The sequence below is a fragment of the Streptomyces sp. NPDC058674 genome (genome assembly GCF_042716505.1).
Taxonomy (GTDB): Bacteria; Actinomycetota; Actinomycetes; order Streptomycetales; family Streptomycetaceae; genus Streptomyces.
Map to the genome: position 1 here is coordinate 1 of NZ_JBHXSC010000061.1, position 15,498 is coordinate 15,498.

At 72.3% G+C, this 15,498-nt stretch carries 14 protein-coding genes and 1 pseudogene; 4 read left to right on the forward strand and 11 right to left on the reverse strand.

What is annotated here, in order from left to right; all coding sequences use genetic code 11:
• Window positions 1–664 precede the first annotated feature (664 nt).
• The 6 genes and pseudogenes from ACFWU6_RS25985 to ACFWU6_RS26010 form a co-directional block, all read right to left on the reverse strand.
• Window positions 665–1,486, reverse strand: a pseudogene (locus ACFWU6_RS25985) (hypothetical protein); the annotation flags it as partial.
• A 175-nt stretch (window positions 1,487–1,661) separates the two neighbouring features.
• Window positions 1,662–2,633: a 23S rRNA (guanosine(2251)-2'-O)-methyltransferase RlmB gene (gene rlmB / locus ACFWU6_RS25990; protein WP_383812987.1), complete on the reverse strand. Its 972-nt coding sequence runs from the start codon at window positions 2,631–2,633 to the stop codon at window positions 1,662–1,664.
• A gap of 94 nt (window positions 2,634–2,727) precedes the next feature.
• Window positions 2,728–4,128 (reverse strand): cysteine--tRNA ligase, encoded by a 1,401-nt coding sequence (gene cysS / locus ACFWU6_RS25995; RefSeq protein WP_383812989.1) that lies wholly within the window; start codon window positions 4,126–4,128, stop codon window positions 2,728–2,730.
• A gap of 105 nt (window positions 4,129–4,233) precedes the next feature.
• On the reverse strand, window positions 4,234–4,791 hold the full coding sequence (gene ispF, locus ACFWU6_RS26000) for a 2-C-methyl-D-erythritol 2,4-cyclodiphosphate synthase (RefSeq protein ID WP_383812991.1): 558 nt from the start codon (window positions 4,789–4,791) through the stop codon (window positions 4,234–4,236).
• On the reverse strand, window positions 4,781–5,527 hold the full coding sequence (ispD, locus tag ACFWU6_RS26005; RefSeq protein ID WP_383812993.1) for a 2-C-methyl-D-erythritol 4-phosphate cytidylyltransferase: 747 nt from the start codon (window positions 5,525–5,527) through the stop codon (window positions 4,781–4,783). The genes ispF and ispD overlap by 11 nt, the downstream gene beginning before the upstream one ends.
• Before the next feature lie 332 nt (window positions 5,528–5,859).
• The gene (locus ACFWU6_RS26010) at window positions 5,860–6,342 is read right to left on the reverse strand and encodes a CarD family transcriptional regulator (protein ID WP_003953493.1); all 483 of its coding nucleotides are present in this window, start codon (window positions 6,340–6,342) and stop codon (window positions 5,860–5,862) included.
• A gap of 643 nt (window positions 6,343–6,985) precedes the next feature.
• Here ACFWU6_RS26010 and ACFWU6_RS26015 point away from each other — a divergent pair.
• The gene (locus tag ACFWU6_RS26015) at window positions 6,986–7,666 is read left to right on the forward strand and encodes a DUF461 domain-containing protein (protein WP_383983352.1); all 681 of its coding nucleotides are present in this window, start codon (window positions 6,986–6,988) and stop codon (window positions 7,664–7,666) included.
• 190 nt (window positions 7,667–7,856) lie between these two features.
• Here the strand turns inward: ACFWU6_RS26015 and ACFWU6_RS26020 are convergent, their stop codons facing one another.
• On the reverse strand, window positions 7,857–8,537 hold the full coding sequence (locus tag ACFWU6_RS26020; RefSeq protein WP_037795450.1) for a response regulator transcription factor: 681 nt from the start codon (window positions 8,535–8,537) through the stop codon (window positions 7,857–7,859).
• Window positions 8,534–9,802, reverse strand: a complete 1,269-nt coding sequence (locus ACFWU6_RS26025; RefSeq protein ID WP_383810050.1) for a sensor histidine kinase — start codon at window positions 9,800–9,802, stop codon at window positions 8,534–8,536. Before ACFWU6_RS26025 ends, ACFWU6_RS26020 begins: the two co-directional genes overlap by 4 nt.
• Window positions 9,803–10,017: 215 nt before the next feature.
• Here ACFWU6_RS26025 and phoU point away from each other — a divergent pair, with 215 nt between their 5' ends.
• Entirely contained in the window at window positions 10,018–10,695 is a 678-nt protein-coding gene (gene phoU / locus ACFWU6_RS26030) for a phosphate signaling complex protein PhoU (protein ID WP_383810047.1), read from the forward strand.
• Window positions 10,696–10,824: 129 nt separating this feature from the next.
• Window positions 10,825–10,974, forward strand: a complete 150-nt coding sequence (locus tag ACFWU6_RS26035) for a hypothetical protein (RefSeq protein ID WP_383810044.1) — start codon at window positions 10,825–10,827, stop codon at window positions 10,972–10,974.
• Between the two features lie 160 nt (window positions 10,975–11,134).
• On the opposite strand, the gene ACFWU6_RS26040 is transcribed toward ACFWU6_RS26035, so the two are convergent.
• Window positions 11,135–11,896: a phosphoglyceromutase gene (locus tag ACFWU6_RS26040; protein ID WP_383810041.1), complete on the reverse strand. Its 762-nt coding sequence runs from the start codon at window positions 11,894–11,896 to the stop codon at window positions 11,135–11,137.
• A 153-nt stretch (window positions 11,897–12,049) separates the two neighbouring features.
• Between ACFWU6_RS26040 and ACFWU6_RS26045 the strand changes: the two genes are divergently transcribed.
• Window positions 12,050–13,417, forward strand: coding sequence for an MDR family MFS transporter (locus tag ACFWU6_RS26045; RefSeq protein WP_383983354.1), 1,368 nt, complete (start codon window positions 12,050–12,052; stop codon window positions 13,415–13,417).
• A gap of 49 nt (window positions 13,418–13,466) precedes the next feature.
• On the opposite strand, the gene ACFWU6_RS26050 is transcribed toward ACFWU6_RS26045, so the two are convergent.
• Both ACFWU6_RS26050 and mshA read right to left on the reverse strand, forming a co-directional pair.
• Window positions 13,467–13,952: a YbjN domain-containing protein gene (locus ACFWU6_RS26050; protein WP_383810035.1), complete on the reverse strand. Its 486-nt coding sequence runs from the start codon at window positions 13,950–13,952 to the stop codon at window positions 13,467–13,469.
• The gene (mshA, locus tag ACFWU6_RS26055) at window positions 13,945–15,324 is read right to left on the reverse strand and encodes a D-inositol-3-phosphate glycosyltransferase (RefSeq protein ID WP_383810032.1); all 1,380 of its coding nucleotides are present in this window, start codon (window positions 15,322–15,324) and stop codon (window positions 13,945–13,947) included. Before mshA ends, ACFWU6_RS26050 begins: the two co-directional genes overlap by 8 nt.
• Between the last annotated feature and the right edge of the window lie 174 nt (window positions 15,325–15,498).

The following is a 15,498-nucleotide window of genomic DNA, read 5'->3' on the forward strand; positions in this document are numbered from 1 at the left end:
GCCGCTCGGCAAGCGCGTCCTGGACAACGTCTCGCGCGTCGTCCGCGAGGAGATGGACGCGATCGGGGCCCAGGAGGTGCTGCTGCCGGCCGGTGGTGCCCTTCGTCGCCGCGGGCGGCTTGGAGCCGGGCCCGGCGGTCTCCCGGGCGGTGGGCGCGGCGCTCGCGCCCCTGCCGGACTTGGCGGGCGGCTCGGTGGCGGACGCGGACGCGGTGGCGGTGGCGGAGGGCTGCACCGCCGACCTGCTCGGCTGCTGCGTGGGCTGCTGCCGGGCGGGCGTGCGCGGAAGCGGCTGGCCCGGCAGGTAGTTGGTCGGGGGCTCCCCCGGACCGGGCACGGTGACGACGGTGCTGGAGCGGACGGCTCCGCCGAGGAGCGAGCCGACGAGCAGGGCGAGTCCGCAGACGACGGAGGCCATGACGGCTCCACGGCGCAGCACGCGCCGCCGCAGGCGCCAGACCTCGGAGCGCGGCCCGAGGGTGCGCCAGGCCTCGCCCGCGAGCCGCCCGTCGAGGGAGTAGACGGGGGCGCCGGCGATGATCAGCGGGCTCCAGGCGGCCAGGTAGATGATGTCGGGCGCGTCGTAGGCGGGGACGGTCTTCCAGCTCACGGTCATCAGCAGCGCCGCGGACAGCAGCGCCCCGAAGCAGGCGGCGAACCGCTGCCACAGGCCGAAGACGGTCAGGACGCCGACGATGACCTGGAGGAAGGCGACGCTGAGGCCGGCCCCGACCGGGTGCGCGAGCGCGAAGTCGCGCAGCGGCTCGGCCAGTGCCCAGGGGTGCAGGGTCTGCAGCCACGTGACCATGGAGCCGCGTTCGCCGCCGTCGAAGTAGACGGGGTCGCACAGCTTGCCCATGCCGGCGTAGATGGAGATGAAGCCGAGGAAGACGCGCAGCGGAAGCAGCACGACGCCGAGGTTCATGCGGCGGCCGGGGTAGTACGAGGCCTGCGCGCGGGCGTCGGACTGGTTCCGCCGGAGGTCCCCGCCGGGCCCGGCGCCGGGCGCCCCGTCGTACGGGAGGTCCCGTACGGCGGCCAGCGGACGGGTCTGGTCCGGGTCCCCGTAGCTGCGCTGGCCGATGATGGTCGGCGTGGCGAGGGTGTCGTCGGCGAGGTCCTGCGCGAGGTCCACCCGGGGGATGGTCTGGGTGGCGCCGCCGTCGTACTCGTCGTGGCCGCGTCCCACCTCCCGCACGGCCTGGAGGAGTCCGCCCATCGCGGCGGCGTCGCCGGGCGCCGCCTTTCCGCTCCAGACGACGGGGGCCCGGCGGCGGGTGGCTCCGGCCGCGGCGACCACGGCGCCGCCGAGGACGGGGGCGCGGCCGGGGGCGTTCGCGGGCTTGGAACGCGCGCTCGGGCTCGGTGCGAGCCGCACGCGGAAGCTGGCGTGGTTGACGATGACCTGTGCGGGATCGCACGGCACCTTGACCATGCTCAGCGCGGGCTGGTCGTCGAACCCTGACGTTCTGGTGTCCACACTCATCTAACCGAGTGATCCGTGTTTAGGACACTGCCTTGACGTCAGGGATCTGTCCGAGACCCGTCAAGATCAAGCCACCCCGCCCGTGACGGGCGGGGTGACACGCTCACGGGTCACTTTCCGTGAGCCAAGTGGATCAAGCGGACCGGCCGGGCGGCCGGCCGGACCTGCCGGTCGCTCAGGCGCGGCCGCGGTCGGCGCGGCGCCGGGCGGCCTCGTAGAGCACGACACCGGCTGCGACACCGGCGTTGAGGGACTCGGCGCCGCCCGGCATCGGGATGCGCACGAGGTAGTCGCAGTTCTCGCCGACGAGGCGGCCGAGGCCCTTGCCCTCGGAGCCGACGACGATGACGACCGGGCCCCCGAGCACCTCCAGGTCGTTGACGGTGTGCGTGCCCTCGGCGGCGAGGCCGACGACGGTGATGCCCGCCTTCTTGTACTCCTGGATGGCGCGGGTCAGGTTGGTGACGCGCGAGACCGGGGTGCGCGCGGCGGTGCCGGCCGAGGACTTCCAGGCGCCGGCCGTCATGCCGGCGGCGCGGCGCTCGGGGATGACCACGCCGTGGCCGCCGAAGGCGGAGACGGACCGGACGATCGCACCGAGGTTGCGCGGGTCGGTGACGCCGTCGAGGGCGACGATGAGCGGGTCCTCGCCGTTGTCGTACGCGGCGGCGGTGAGGTCCTCCGGGTGCGCGTACTCGTACGGCGGGACCTGGAGGACCATGCCCTGGTGGTTGAGCCCGTTGGTCATCCGGTCGAGCTCGGGCCGCGGGGCTTCCATCAGGTTGATGTTGCCGCGCTCCGCCGCGAGCTGGAGGGCCTCGCGGACGCGCTCGTCGTTGTCGATGAACTGCTGGACGTAGAGCGTGGTGGCCGGAACGCCGTCGCGCAGCGCCTCGAAGACCGGGTTGCGGCCGACGACCATCTCGCTGGTGCCCTTGGGACCGCCGCGGCGCGGGGCCGGGCGGCGCTTGGCGGCCTGCCGGGCCATCGCGTTGCTGATGCGGTTCGCCTTGTGCTTCTTGCGGTCCTCGGCCTTGGGCGTGGGGCCCCTGCCTTCCAGGCCCTTGCGCCGCTGGCCACCGCTGCCGACCGTCGCGCCCTTCTTGTTGGACGTGCGGCGGTTCCTGCGCTGGCTGTTCCCGGCCATGACTTCTACCTGTTTTCGTTGGTGCTGCGGTATGTACGTATGAAGAGTGTGCCGCCCGGGGGCCGGGCGGCACAGTCGGACTGCTCCGGTGGGCTCAGCGCGGGCCGAGCGTCCAGCGGGGTCCCGCGGGGCTGTCCTCGATGACCAGGCCGGACTGCTGGAGCTGGTCGCGGATGGCGTCGGCGGTGGCCCAGTCCTTGCGTGCCCGGGCGGACTCACGCTGTTCCAGGACGAGGCGCACGAGGGTGTCGACGGCGCCGTGGAGGTCCTCGCCGCGGTCGGACTCGCCGGCCCAGTGCGGGTCGAGCGGGTCCAGGCCGAGGACGCCGAGCATGGCCCGTACCTCGGACAGGCGGGCGATGGCCGCGTCCTTGTCGTCGGCGGCGAGCGCGCTGTTGCCCTGGCGGACCGTGGTGTGGACGATGGCGAGCGCCTGCGGGACGCCCAGGTCGTCGTCCATCGCCTCGGCGAAGGCGGGCGGGACCTCGGCGGCCGGCTCGACCGTCTTGCCGGCCTTCTCGACGACCCGCTGGTAGAAGCCCTCGATCCGGGCGAACGCGGACTCGGCCTCGCGCAGCGCCTCCTCGCTGTACTCGATCATCGAGCGGTAGTGCGGGGTGCCGAGGTAGTAGCGCAGGACGATCGGGCGCCACTGCTTGACCATCTCGGAGACGAGGACCGAGTTGCCCAGCGACTTGGACATCTTCTCGCCGGACATGGTGACCCAGGCGTTGTGGACCCAGTAGTGCGCGAAGTCGTCCCCGAAGGCCTTGGCCTGGGCGATCTCGTTCTCGTGGTGCGGGAAGATCAGGTCCAGCCCGCCGCCGTGGATGTCGAAGGCCTCGCCGAGGTACTTGTGCGCCATGGCGGAGCACTCCAGGTGCCAGCCGGGCCGGCCGCGGCCCCACGGGGTCTCCCAGGAGGGCTCGCCGGGCTTGGCGGACTTCCACATGGCGAAGTCGCGGGCGTCGCGCTTGCCGGTCTCGCCGGTGCTCTCCGGCTGGCGGATGTTGTCGAGCTCCTGGCGGGAGAGCGAGAGGTAGCCGGGGTAGGACTTCACGTCGAAGTAGACGTTGCCCTCGGACTCGTAGGCGTGGCCGCGCTCGATGAGGCCGCGCATCATCTCGACCATCTCGGTGACGTGGCCGGTGGCGCGGGGCTCGTAGGTGGGCGGGAGGCAGCCGAGGGCGGCGTAGCCGTCGTTGAAGGCCCGCTCGTTCTCGTAGCCGATGGACCACCAGGGGCGGCGCTGCTCACCGGACTTCGCGATGATCTTGTCGTCGATGTCCGTGACGTTGCGGATGAAGGTGACGTCGTAGCCCCGGTACTCGAACCAGCGGCGCATCATGTCGAAGTTGAGGCCCGACCGGATGTGCCCGATGTGCGGGGCGGCCTGCACGGTCGCGCCGCAGAGGTAGATCGAGACACAGCCCGCCGTGAGCGGGGAGAAGTCGCGGATCTGCCGGGCGCTGGTGTCGTACAGGCGAATAGTCACGGCATCCAGGGTAGTGCGCCCATAGCAGTGCCCCGCGACCCTTTCGGGGCGCGGGGCGCGTTTGTTGCACAAGAGCTGTCGTCGGCGGTGCGCAGGCGCGCCGCACTAGCCCCGATTCGTCCGGTACACGAGGGCGGTCGCCAAAGCGGCGAGTCCTTCGGCTCGGCCGGTGAGGCCCAGTCCGTCGGTGGTGGTGCCGGAGACGGAGACGGGGGCGCCCGCGGCGGCGGCGAGCGCCTTCTGCGCCTCTTCGCGCCGCTTGCCGACCTTCGGACGTACGCCGATCACCTGGACGGCGATGTTGCCGATCTCGAAGCCCGCGGCGCGGACGATGCGGGCGGCCTCGGCCAGGAGGGCGACGCCCGCGGCGCCGGACCACTCGGGGCGGGAGGTGCCGAAGTGCGCGCCGAGGTCGCCGAGGCCGGCGGCGGAGAAGAGGGCGTCGCAGGCGGCGTGGGCGGCGACGTCACCGTCGGAGTGCCCGGCGAGGCCGTCCTCGCCTTCCCAGAGCAGGCCCGCGCACCACAGTTCGCGGCCGGGTTCGAAGGCGTGCACGTCGGTGCCGATCCCGACGAGCGGGAGCAGCGGGGCGGCGGGGTCCTTGGGGTCCGCGGGGCCTGTGGGGTCCGCGGGGTCCGCCGGGCCTGTGGGGCTAGTACGCATCGGTGGCCCTCCGGCGGGCGAGTACGGCCTCGGCGAGGACGAGGTCCAGCGGGCGGGTGACCTTGAAGGCCTCTTCGTGGCCGGGGACGACCACGACGGTGACGCCGAGCCGCTCCACCATGCCGGCGTCGTCGGTGGCCCCCTCGCCGGCGACGGCGATCTCGGCGTGGGCCCTCAGGAGGGTCGGGAGGTCGAATCCCTGCGGGGTCTGGACGGCGCGCAGCCGGGCCCGGTCGGGGGTGGCGACGACCGGCTCGGGCTCGCCGGGCCTGCCCGGCTCGACCTCCTTGACGGTGTCGGCCAGCGCCAGCGCGGGCACCACGGCGGGAGCGCCGTCGCGGACGGCCTCCACGACGGAGTCGACGGTGTCCACGGGGACGAGTGGGCGGGCCGCGTCGTGGATGAGTACGGAGGTGACGTCCTGCGGGAGGGCTTCGAGGCCGGCCCGTACGGACTCCTGGCGGGTCTCCCCGCCGCGGACGACCAGGATCTCGGTGCGGTCGGGCAGCGTGTGCTCGTCCAGCAGGAGGCGGACCCCGGCCACGTCGTCGGAGGGGGCCACCACGACCACGAGGGAGACCGCGCGGGAGCGGGCCATCGCCCGGACGGCGTGGATGAGCATCGGGGTGCCGCCCAGGGCCCGCAGGGCTTTGGGGGCGCCGGGGCCCAGGCGAACCCCCCGGCCGGCCGCGGGGATGACCGCGGCGGTGCGGTGGGGTCGCGTTTCGTCAGACATCGGTAGCTCCGGGTTGCGCAGCCAGGTTTGTGGCCTCGGCCGACATGGGTATGGCCCTCGGTGATGTGCCGGGTGCGACGCCCTCGCCCCTTCCGTGACGCCCGGTCGAGCCGGCTGCCCCGACCCGGTGCGCGGGTGGAGCGGACGCGGTGCGCAGGGACGCGGTCGGTACGGTGCGCGGTGCGGACGGTAGGCCGAAGGGTACGGATGCAGACATGCCGCAGCGCCCGGCAACAGGTCCCTCGTGGAGGAGGGACCGTGTCATCGGGCACCGCGGCACAACTGTGTGAACACTGTTCTGATGATGGAACTCAGAGGAACGGGGACTCGCGTCAGGACGCGAGGACCTCGTCGAGGAGGGCCTCGGCCTTGTCCTCGTTCGTGTTCTCGGCGAGCGCGAGCTCGCTGACCAGAATCTGGCGCGCCTTCGCGAGCATGCGCTTCTCACCCGCGGAGAGTCCACGCTCACGCTCACGACGCCACAGGTCACGCACTACTTCTGCGACCTTGATGACGTCGCCAGAAGCGAGCTTCTCCAGATTTGCCTTGTAGCGCCGGGACCAGTTCGTCGGCTCTTCTGCGTACGGTGCACGAAGCACCTCGAAGACCCGGTCCAGCCCGTCCTGGCCGACTACGTCGCGAACACCGACGAACTCCGCATTGTCCGCAGGCACACGTACCGTCAGGTCGCCCTGGGCGACCTTGAGCACCAAGTAGGTCTTGTCCACGCCTTTGATCTGACGAGTCTCAATGGCCTCGATCAGCGCGGCCCCGTGATGGGGATAGACCACGGTGTCGCCAACCTTGAACGTCATGTGACAGGTACCCCTTCCGTGGCTATCCAGGGTAACACGAGAACTGACTGTTATGAATGGCGTTTTCGCAGGTCAGGGCCCATCTCGGGGCTTGACAACAGCGACACGAACGTGCTGCGGAAGGCTCTCCTGAGGGGGTATTCGCAGGTCGGGGGCGCTGTGCGGACCGGGCGAAAGGGCCACGCTACACCTGTCCGGCAACCTCATCGGAGTGACGTACGTCCCGTTTTGGGAGTTTCGAAGGCGCGAAAACCGACTACTCCGTTCGACTGCCGGGCGCGTCCCTCCAGCGGGTTCCGGCCCAATCCGCAATTGATCACGGGCGGCGTTCGAAGGAATCCGGTAATTGATCACCGGGTGAACGCCGGACGGGCGATAAGCGCGCCCCACCTGACCGGCGGGAGGGGAAGCCGGGCCGGAAGGGAAGCGCGGGGGAAGGCACGGGGAAGCGGGGGGCGGCGGCGCGCGTGGAATGCACGATCGCGGGCGGGTCGAGGGCGCCGGTCGTACTGCGGAGGGTCGGGTGCGGGGGCGGGGCGGCGGCTCGGTAACCTAAGCCCGCTGACACACCCTTAGAGCGGCTTCACCTCGGCCGTTCCGAGCGCCCACCCTCCCTTCCGTTCGTCAAGGAGATGCCGCCGCCGTGAGCCGCAGCCTTCGACGCGGCGCCCTCGCCGCCACCGCCGTCGTGTTCTCGATCGCCTCGCTGGCTGCATGCAGTGCGGGCAACGACGCCGAAACCCTCCAGATCAAGCCGGACAACGCCGCCGTCACCAAGGGCGAGATCAAGATCCAGAACGCTCTGGTGATCACCCAGGGCGAGAAGGACAAGCAGGGCGCCGCCGCCGTCTCGGCGACGGTGTTCAACTCCGGCACCAAGGCGCAGACCCTCGACGGCATCACCCTCCCGGGTGGCAAGGCCAAGGTCGTGCTGAAGGCCGCCCAGGGCACCGGCAAGGTGATCGTGCCGCCCGGCGGGTCCGTGGTGCTGGGCGGCAAGGGCAACGCCTCCGCCCAGGTCGAGCAGGGCGCCGAGGCGGCCAAGGACGGCGACGTCCAGCAGGTCGTCTTCCAGCTGAGCAGCACGGGCGACGTCGAGCTGGAGGCCTTCGTGGTCCCGGCCAAGGGCATGTACGCGGGCTTCGGCCCCACCGTGGCGCCCGTCGCCGGCGCCACCCCCTCCGGCAGCCCCTCGGGCACGCCGTCCGGCTCTCCGTCCGGCTCTCCGGCGGGCTCGGTCTCCGGCAGCCCGTCCGGTTCGGCCTCCACCGGCGCCCCGGCCGGATCCCCGTCGGGGTCCGCCTCGCACGCAGCGGGCCACTGAGCCGCGCAGCTCCCCCGCGTACGGGAAGGGCCCCTGCCGCAGCTGCGGCAGGGGCCCTTCCCGTAGGTACGTTCACCCGTGAGGGTGAGGCGCACGGCGGCCCGGAGCGTCACGGCCGGGCAGCCGCCGGTCTGCGCCCGCGGCCCGTGGTCTACGGCCCGCGCACGGCTTACGGCTTACGGCTTACGGCTTACGGCTCGAACTTGTAGCCCAGGCCGCGCACCGTGACCAGGTAGCGCGGCGCGCCCGGGTCCGGCTCGATCTTGGCGCGCAGGCGCTTGACGTGGACGTCGAGGGTCTTGGTGTCGCCCACGTAGTCGGCGCCCCAGACCCGGTCGATCAGCTGCATCCGGGTCAGGACGCGGCCCGCGTTGCGCAGCAGCATCTCCAGCAGGTCGAACTCCTTGAGCGGGAGGTCCACCTTCCCGCCGCCGACGGTGACCACGTGCCGGTCGACGTCCATCCGTACGGGGCCCGCCTCCAGGGCAGCCGGGGTGACCTCCTCCGGCTCGCCGCGGCGGCGCAGGACCGCGCGGATGCGGGCGACCAGCTCCCGCGAGGAGAAGGGCTTGGTGACGTAGTCATCGGCTCCTATCTCCAGTCCGACGACCTTGTCGATCTCGCTGTCCTTGGCCGTCACCATGATCACGGGGACGTTGGAGCGGCCGCGCAGCTGCCGGCACACCTCGGTGCCGGGCAGCCCGGGGAGCATCAGGTCGAGGAGGACGAGGTCGGCGCCGTTGCGCTCGAACTCGTCCAGTCCGTCGGGCCCGGTCGCGGCGATCGCGACCTCGAAGCCCTCCTTGCGGAGCATGTAGGACAGGGCGTCGCTGAAGGATTCCTCATCCTCGACGACGAGCACTCGGGTCACGGAAGGACCTCCGGGGCAGGGATGGCTGGTGCGGTGTGCGGTACGGGTTGTACGGCGGACAGCGGTGCGGCGGACCCCGGGCCGGCCGCGGGACCGGTCTCCGGGTCCGGTGCGGCCGCCTCGGGCAGGCGCAGGGTGAACGTGGAGCCCTGACCCTCGGAGCTCCACACCGACACCTCCCCGCCGTGCGAGGCCGCCACGTGCTTCACGATCGCGAGTCCGAGGCCCGTTCCTCCCGTGGCGCGGGAGCGGGCCGGGTCCACGCGGTAGAAGCGTTCGAAGATGCGCTCGCGGTCCTTTTCCGGGATGCCGATGCCCTGGTCGGTCACGGCTATCTCGATCAAGTCTCCACCCGGCGCGGTCACCCGGCGCGCGGCGATGCCGACGCGGGTGCGGGCGGGACTGTAGTTGACGGCGTTCTCCACGAGGTTCCCCAGGGCGGCCGCGAGCTGGCCGCGGTTGCCCCAGACGCGCAGGTCCGCGGTGCCTCCGGCGGCCATGGTGATCTGCTTGGAGGTCGCCGTGTGGCGGCAGCGGTCCACGGCCTCCGCCACCAGCGTGTCCACGCGCATCGGCTCGGCGTCCTCCAGCGGGTCGTCGTTCTGCACCCGGGAGAGGTCGATGAGCTCCTGGACGAGGTTGATCAGCCGGGTGGCCTCGATCTGCATCCGGCCCGCGAAGCGGCTGACCGCCTCGGGGTCGTCGGAGGCGTCCATCACCGCCTCGGAGAGCAGCGAGATCGCGCCGACCGGCGTCTTCAGCTCGTGGGACACGTTGGCGACGAAGTCGCGGCGCACCGCTTCGATGCGCCGGGCCTCGGTGAGGTCCTCGACCAGGAGGAGCACGAGGCGGGAGCCGAGCGGGGCCACCCGCGCCGAGACCGCGAGGGCCTCGCCGCGGCCGGTGCCGCGCCGGGGCAGGTCGAGCTCGACCTGCCGTATCTCCCCGTCGCGGCGGGTGTCGCGGGCCATGTGGAGCATGGGCTCCACCGCCAGCTTCCCGCCGCGGACCAGGCCGAGGGCGTACGCCGCCGAGCTGGCCTTGACCACCGCGTCGCCCTCGTCCAGCACGACGGCGGAGGAGCGGAGTACGGAGAGGACGGTGTCCACGCCGGGCGGCAGCACCGCATTGATGTCGGGGCGCATGGAGCTCCGGGTGGGGCGGGCCTGGTCGCGCTCGCTCCAGCGGAACGCCAGCATGGCGATGACGCCGGTGCACAGACCGGCTATCGCTGCAGCTGCGGCGACCGCCGCGTTCACGTCCATGCATCCAGGTTAAGCAGGCGGAACGACACATCCACAGCCGTTCGGGTGGCACCTCGAACAGTCGTCGCCCAGAGTTCACCCTGGCGACGGGGTTGATTCATTTGAGGTGCCGGAGTCGGACGCGTTTGCGGCCCACCGTGGCACCGTGGGGCACGAGGCCGCCCCGGCCCGGCCCCCGGGCAGTACCGCTGTAGGTCAAGAGAGGGACACCAGACATGCGTGACGCGTACCACGAGGAACTGGACTCGATCGGCGAGAGCCTGGTCGAGATGGCCCGGCTGGTCGGTTCCGCGATCGGGCGGGCCACCACGTCCATGCTCGACGCCGACCTGAAGCTCGCCGAGAGCGTCATCGCCGCCGACCAGAAGGTGGACGACCTCCAGCACGACCTGGAGGCCCGTGCCATCGCGCTGCTGGCGCGCCAGCAGCCGGTCGCCACCGATCTGCGCATCGTGGTGACCTCCCTGCGCATGAGCGCCGACCTGGAGCGCAGCGGCGACCTCGCGCAGCACGTGGCGAAGCTGGCGCGGCTGCGCTTCCCGGACCGGGCGGTGCCGCACGACCTGCACGCCACGATCCTGGAGATGGGTCAGCTGGCGCAGCGCTTGATGGCGAAGGCCGCCGAGGTCATCATCACGAAGGACGTCGACCTGGCGCTCCAGCTGGAGCAGGACGACGACGAGATGGACCAGCTGCACCGCACGCTGTTCCAGCACCTGATGGACGACCGCTGGAAGCACGGCATCGAGACGGCGGTGGACGTGACGCTGCTGGGCCGGTACTACGAGCGCTTCGCGGACCACGCGGTGTCGGTGGCCAAGCGGGTCGTCTACCTGGTGACGGGCGAGCACGCGGACGAGCTCCAGCCGCCGACCCAGGTCGAGGGCGTCTGAGCCTCCCCGTCGCGGCACCCTGCGGGCCCTCGCCCCAATGCGCCGTTGACGCGCCGGTGCGGCTGGGCATGAATGAGGCGAGGGCGGTCCGTCGTACGAAGTCCCGTACGCCGCCCGCGAGGAGGAACCATGCCCGATTCCCCCGTCCCCATCACACCGGAGCAGGATCAGCCGCCGAGGCAGGAGCCCCTGCGGCTGCCGCTGCTCGCCGCCTGCGGCTGCGGTTCGGGCTGCGGCTGCGGCTGCCAGTCCGGCGCCCCGTGCCAGTGCGGCGGCTGACCGCCGCACTCGCCGAGCACGCCCGAAGGGCCCCGGCCGACTCCCGTCGGCCGGGGCCCTTCGCCATCCCGCACCGCGCCCGCCCGGCCCTGCACTGCCCGGAGCACGAGAGAGCCCCCGGCCCGCACCGTGCGGCGGGCCGGGGGCGCGGTCGCTCCTGCTACTTCTTCTTGCCCTGGTTCTTGACCGCCTCGATGGCGGCCGCCGCCGCGTCCGGGTCGAGGTAGGTGCCGCCCGGCTTCAGGGGCTTGAACTCGGCGTCCAGCTCGTAGGCGAGCGGGATGCCGGTCGGGATGTTCAGGCCCGCGATGTCGGCGTCGGAGACGCCGTCCAGGTGCTTGACCAGGGCGCGCAGGGAGTTGCCGTGCGCGGCGACCAGGACCGTGCGGCCGGCCAGCAGGTCCGGGACGATGCCGTCGTACCAGTACGGGAGCATGCGGACGACGACGTCCTTCAGGCACTCCGTCCTGGGGCGCAGCTCCGGCGGGATGGTCGCGTAGCGCGGGTCCTCGGACTGCGAGTACTCCGTGCCGTCCTCGAGGGCCGGCGGCGGGGTGTCGTAGGAGCGGCGCCACAGCATGAACTGCTCCTCGCCGAACTCCGCGAGGGTCTGGGCCTTGTCCTTGCCCTGGAGGGCGCCGTAGTGGCGCTCGTTCAGGCGCCAGGAGCGGTGGACCGGGATCCAGTGGCGGTCGGCCGCCTCGAGCGCCATCTGCGCGGTGCGGATCGCGCGCTTCTGGAGCGAGGTGTGCACGACGTCGGGGAGCAGGCCGGCGTCCTTGAGCAGCTCACCGCCGCGGACCGCCTCCTTCTCGCCCTTCTCGTTGAGGTTGACGTCCACCCAGCCGGTGAACAGGTTCTTCGCGTTCCACTCGCTCTCGCCGTGACGGAGGAGGATCAGCTTGTACGGTGCGTCGGCCATGCGTACGAGCCTAATGGACGCGCCGGGCCGCTCGCGCGCGGTGCGGCGGCCCGCCGATTGACGCCGGGCGTCAATTGAGTGGCGCCGGGGGATCTCCCACTCGTAATGTGCCCTCAGCAGGAGAGACACTTACATCGCCCGGGGGGATTCCTTATGTCCGTTGCCAGTCTGAGACGGGCCGCCCGGGAGAGCGTGTCGGGGCTGCCGCGTGAGTTCTGGTGGCTGTGGACGAGCACCCTGGTGAACAGGCTCGGGGCCTTCGTCGCCACCTTCATGACCCTGTACCTGACGATGGACCGGGGTTACTCGGCCTCCTTCGCGGGACTGGTGGTCGCCCTCCACGGCCTCGGCGGTGTGATCTCCTCGCTGGTCGCGGGGGTCATGACCGACCGGCTGGGGCGGCGGCCCACGCTGATGGCGGCGCAGGTGTCGACCGCCCTGTCGGTCGCGCTGCTCGGCTTCATGGAGCAGCCGGCGGCGATCGCGGCCGTGGCCCTGCTGGTCGGCATGACCTCGAACGCCTCGCGGCCCGCCGTGCAGGCGATGATGGCCGACATCGTGCGGCCCGAGGACCGGGTGCGGGCCTTCGCGCTGAACTACTGGGCGATCAACCTCGGCTTCGCCGTCTCCGCGACGGCGGCCGGCTTCATCGCCGAGTACAGCTACCTGGCGGGCTTCCTGGGCGAGGCCGCGCTGACGCTGGTGTGCGCGGTGCTGGTGTACGTCAAGCTCCCCGAGTCCCGTCCCGAGAAGGGCGGCGCCGAGGCGGCCGCGGGCGCCGAGGTCGGGCTCGGCACGGTGCTGCGCGACGGCCGCTTCATGGGGGTCGTCGGGCTGTCGTTCCTGATCGCGCTGATCTTCATGCAGAGTTCGTTCGGGCTGCCGCTGGCGATGGGCGCCGCGGGCTTCTCCACCGGTGACTACGGCATGGTCATCGCCGTGAACGGCGTGCTGATCGTGCTGTTGCAGATCCCGGTCACCCGGCTCATCGAGCACCGCGACCCGCAGCGGCTGCTGGTGGTCTCGGCGCTGCTGGCGGGGTACGGCTTCGGGCTGACGGCCTTCGGCGGTTCCCTCGGGGTCATCGCGCTGACCGTCTGCGTCTGGACCCTGGCCGAGATCATCAACTCGCCGACCCAGATGGGCCTGGTCGTCCGGCTGTCCCCGCTGCACGGGCGCGGCCGCTACCAGGGCATGTACACGATGTCGTGGGCGGTGGCGTCGCTCGTCGCACCGCTGTCGGCGGGCTGGGTCATCGACCGGTTCGGCGCCGGGTGGCTGTGGGGGGCGACGGCGGCCCTCGGCACGGTCGCCGCGCTCGGGTACTGGCTGCTGATGCGCACGCTGCCGCCGGCCACGCCCCCCGGCAGCGGCGCGGATGCCGGAGCGGAAGCGGACGCCCGCGCGGCAGTGAAGAGCGGAGCGGCAGCGGACGCCGCGGCCCCCGCCGGCGGCGGCCAGACGGCCGACGGGGCGCCGCTCCCGGCACCCGCCGTGTCCCCCGCGCCCTCGTCCGTCTAGCCGGACGGCCCGGATGGAGGGCCGGGGCGTCCGCGTAGGGACGGCCGCGTCAGGACGGCTGCGTCAGGTGCTTGAACGCGTCCAGGTTGCGGGTCGGCTCGCCGCGGGAGACGCGCCAGTCGTACTCGCGGCGGATCGCGCTCGCGAAACCCAGCTCCAGCAGGGTGTTGAAAGCGCCGTCCGCCGCCTCCAGGACCGTGCCCAGCAGGCGGTCCAGCTCCTCCGGGGTGACCACGGAGAGCGGGAGCCGGCCCGAGAGGTAGACGTCGCCGAGCCGGTCCACGGCGTACCCGAGCCCGTACAGCTTCAGGTTGCGCTCCAGGAGCCAGCGGTGGACGGCCGCCTCGTTCTCGTCGGGGTGGCGGATCACGAAGGCGTTGACGGACAGCGAGTGCCGGCCGAGCCGGAGCGAGCAGGTGGTGCTCAGCTTGCGGGTACCGGGGAGCTGGACGACGTACGAGCCCGGTGAGGGGCTCTCCCACGACAGTCCGGCCTCGGTCAGCGTGCTCTCGATGATCGCGGCGGTGTCAGCCATGGTGGGAGCGTACGCGACGGCGGTGATCATGCATGGCCGCGGTGTAGACGTCCGCCGTGCCGCCGGCGGCCGTGTCCCAGCCGAAGAACTGCGCGTGCCGCGCGGCCTCGGCGCCCATCCGGTCGGCGAGTCCGGGCTCGTCCACGAAGCGGCGCAGCTGCCGGGCGTAGTCCGCCGGGTCGTGTCCGGGTACGAGAATCCCCGTCACGCCGTCGTTGACGGCGACGGGCAGCCCGCCGACCTCGGCGGCGAGCACCGGCGTACCGGCGGCCTGGGCCTCGATGGCGACCAGCCCGAAGGACTCGTTGTAGGAGGGCATGACCAGGACGGAAGCGGCCCGGAACCAGTCGGCGAGCCGGTCCTGGCCGACCGGCGGGTGGAAGTGCACGAGGTCGGCGATGCCCAGCCTGGCGGCGAGCTTCTGCAGCCCCTCCGGCTTGGCCAGGCCGCTGCCGCTGGGCCCGCCGACGACGGGGACGAAGAGGCGGCGGCGCAGCGAGGGGTCCTGGTCCACCAGGACGGCGACGGCCCGCAGCAGGATGTCCGGGGCCTTCAGCGGCTGGATCCGGCCGGCGAAGAGCGGGATGACCGCGTCCTGCGGGAGGCCCAGGCGGGCGCGGGCGGCGGCGCGGCCGTCGCCGACGGTGAAGCGGTCGAGGTTCACGCCGGGGTGGACGACGGCCACCTTGCCGGGGTCGGCCTCGTAGTGGCGGACGAGCTCGTCCGCCTCCTCGGCGGTGTTGGCTATGAGCCGGTCGGCGGCGGCGACGATCTGGGTCTCGCCGATCACGCGGGCGGCGGGTTCGGGCGTGTCCCCGTCGGCCAGCGCCGCGTTCTTGACCTTGGCCATGGTGTGCATGGCATGGACGAGCGGCACGCCCCAGCGCTCCGCGGCGAGCCAGCCCACGTGGCCGGAGAGCCAGTAATGGGAGTGGACCAGGTCGTAGTAGCCGGGCCGGTGGCCGGCCCAGGCCTGCATGACGCCGTGGGTGAAGGCGCACAGCTGGGCCGGGAGCTCCTCCTTGGCGAGCCCTTCGTACGGCCCCGCGTCGACGTGGCGCACGAGGACCCCGGGGGCCAGCTCGACCACGGGCGGCAGGCCGCCGGTGGTGGCCCGGGTGAAGACCTCGACCTCGATGTTGATCGCGGCGAGGCGTTTGGCCAGCTCCACGATGTAGACGTTCATCCCGCCGGCGTCACCGGTGCCGGGCTGGTGCAGCGGTGAGGTGTGCACGCTGAGCATGGCCACGCGGCGGGGCTTGCGGTGGCCGACGGCCGGCAGGCGCAGCCGCGGCGGCTCGTGGCGGGTGGCGCGGGCAGCGGCGAGGCGGCCGCTGAGGCTGCCGCCGAGGCGGGACACGTACTGGCTCAAGGGAGCAGTTCCTCTCGCTCTGACGCTGCTCGGACGGACGGTGCCCGGGGCGCTCTTCTCGGCGTTGGCACCACGCTGTGTCGACGCTGGGACCGCCATGACGGCGCAGTGACGGCATGGCGGCAGGAGCGCGGTCGGCGCCCTGCAAGGAGTGCAACCCGGACGGCCGTCCCC

Bases quoted from the DNA above. Each gene is read 5' to 3' on its own strand.
- rlmB (WP_383812987.1), bottom strand. From the start codon at position 2,633: ATGGCCGGGAACAGCCAGCGCAGGAACCGCCGCACGTCCAACAAGAAG.
- ispF (WP_383812991.1), bottom strand. From the start codon at position 4,791: ATGCGTACTAGCCCCACAGGCCCGGCGGACCCCGCGGACCCCACAGGC.
- ispD (WP_383812993.1), bottom strand. From the start codon at position 5,527: ATGTCTGACGAAACGCGACCCCACCGCACCGCCGCGGTCATCCCCGCG.
- ACFWU6_RS26010 (WP_003953493.1), bottom strand. From the start codon at position 6,342: ATGACGTTCAAGGTTGGCGACACCGTGGTCTATCCCCATCACGGGGCC.
- ACFWU6_RS26025 (WP_383810050.1), bottom strand. From the start codon at position 9,802: ATGGACGTGAACGCGGCGGTCGCCGCAGCTGCAGCGATAGCCGGTCTG.
- phoU (WP_383810047.1), top strand. From the start codon at position 10,018: ATGCGTGACGCGTACCACGAGGAACTGGACTCGATCGGCGAGAGCCTG.
- ACFWU6_RS26035 (WP_383810044.1), top strand. From the start codon at position 10,825: ATGCCCGATTCCCCCGTCCCCATCACACCGGAGCAGGATCAGCCGCCG.
- ACFWU6_RS26040 (WP_383810041.1), bottom strand. From the start codon at position 11,896: ATGGCCGACGCACCGTACAAGCTGATCCTCCTCCGTCACGGCGAGAGC.
- ACFWU6_RS26045 (WP_383983354.1), top strand. From the start codon at position 12,050: ATGTCCGTTGCCAGTCTGAGACGGGCCGCCCGGGAGAGCGTGTCGGGG.
- ACFWU6_RS26050 (WP_383810035.1), bottom strand. From the start codon at position 13,952: ATGGCTGACACCGCCGCGATCATCGAGAGCACGCTGACCGAGGCCGGA.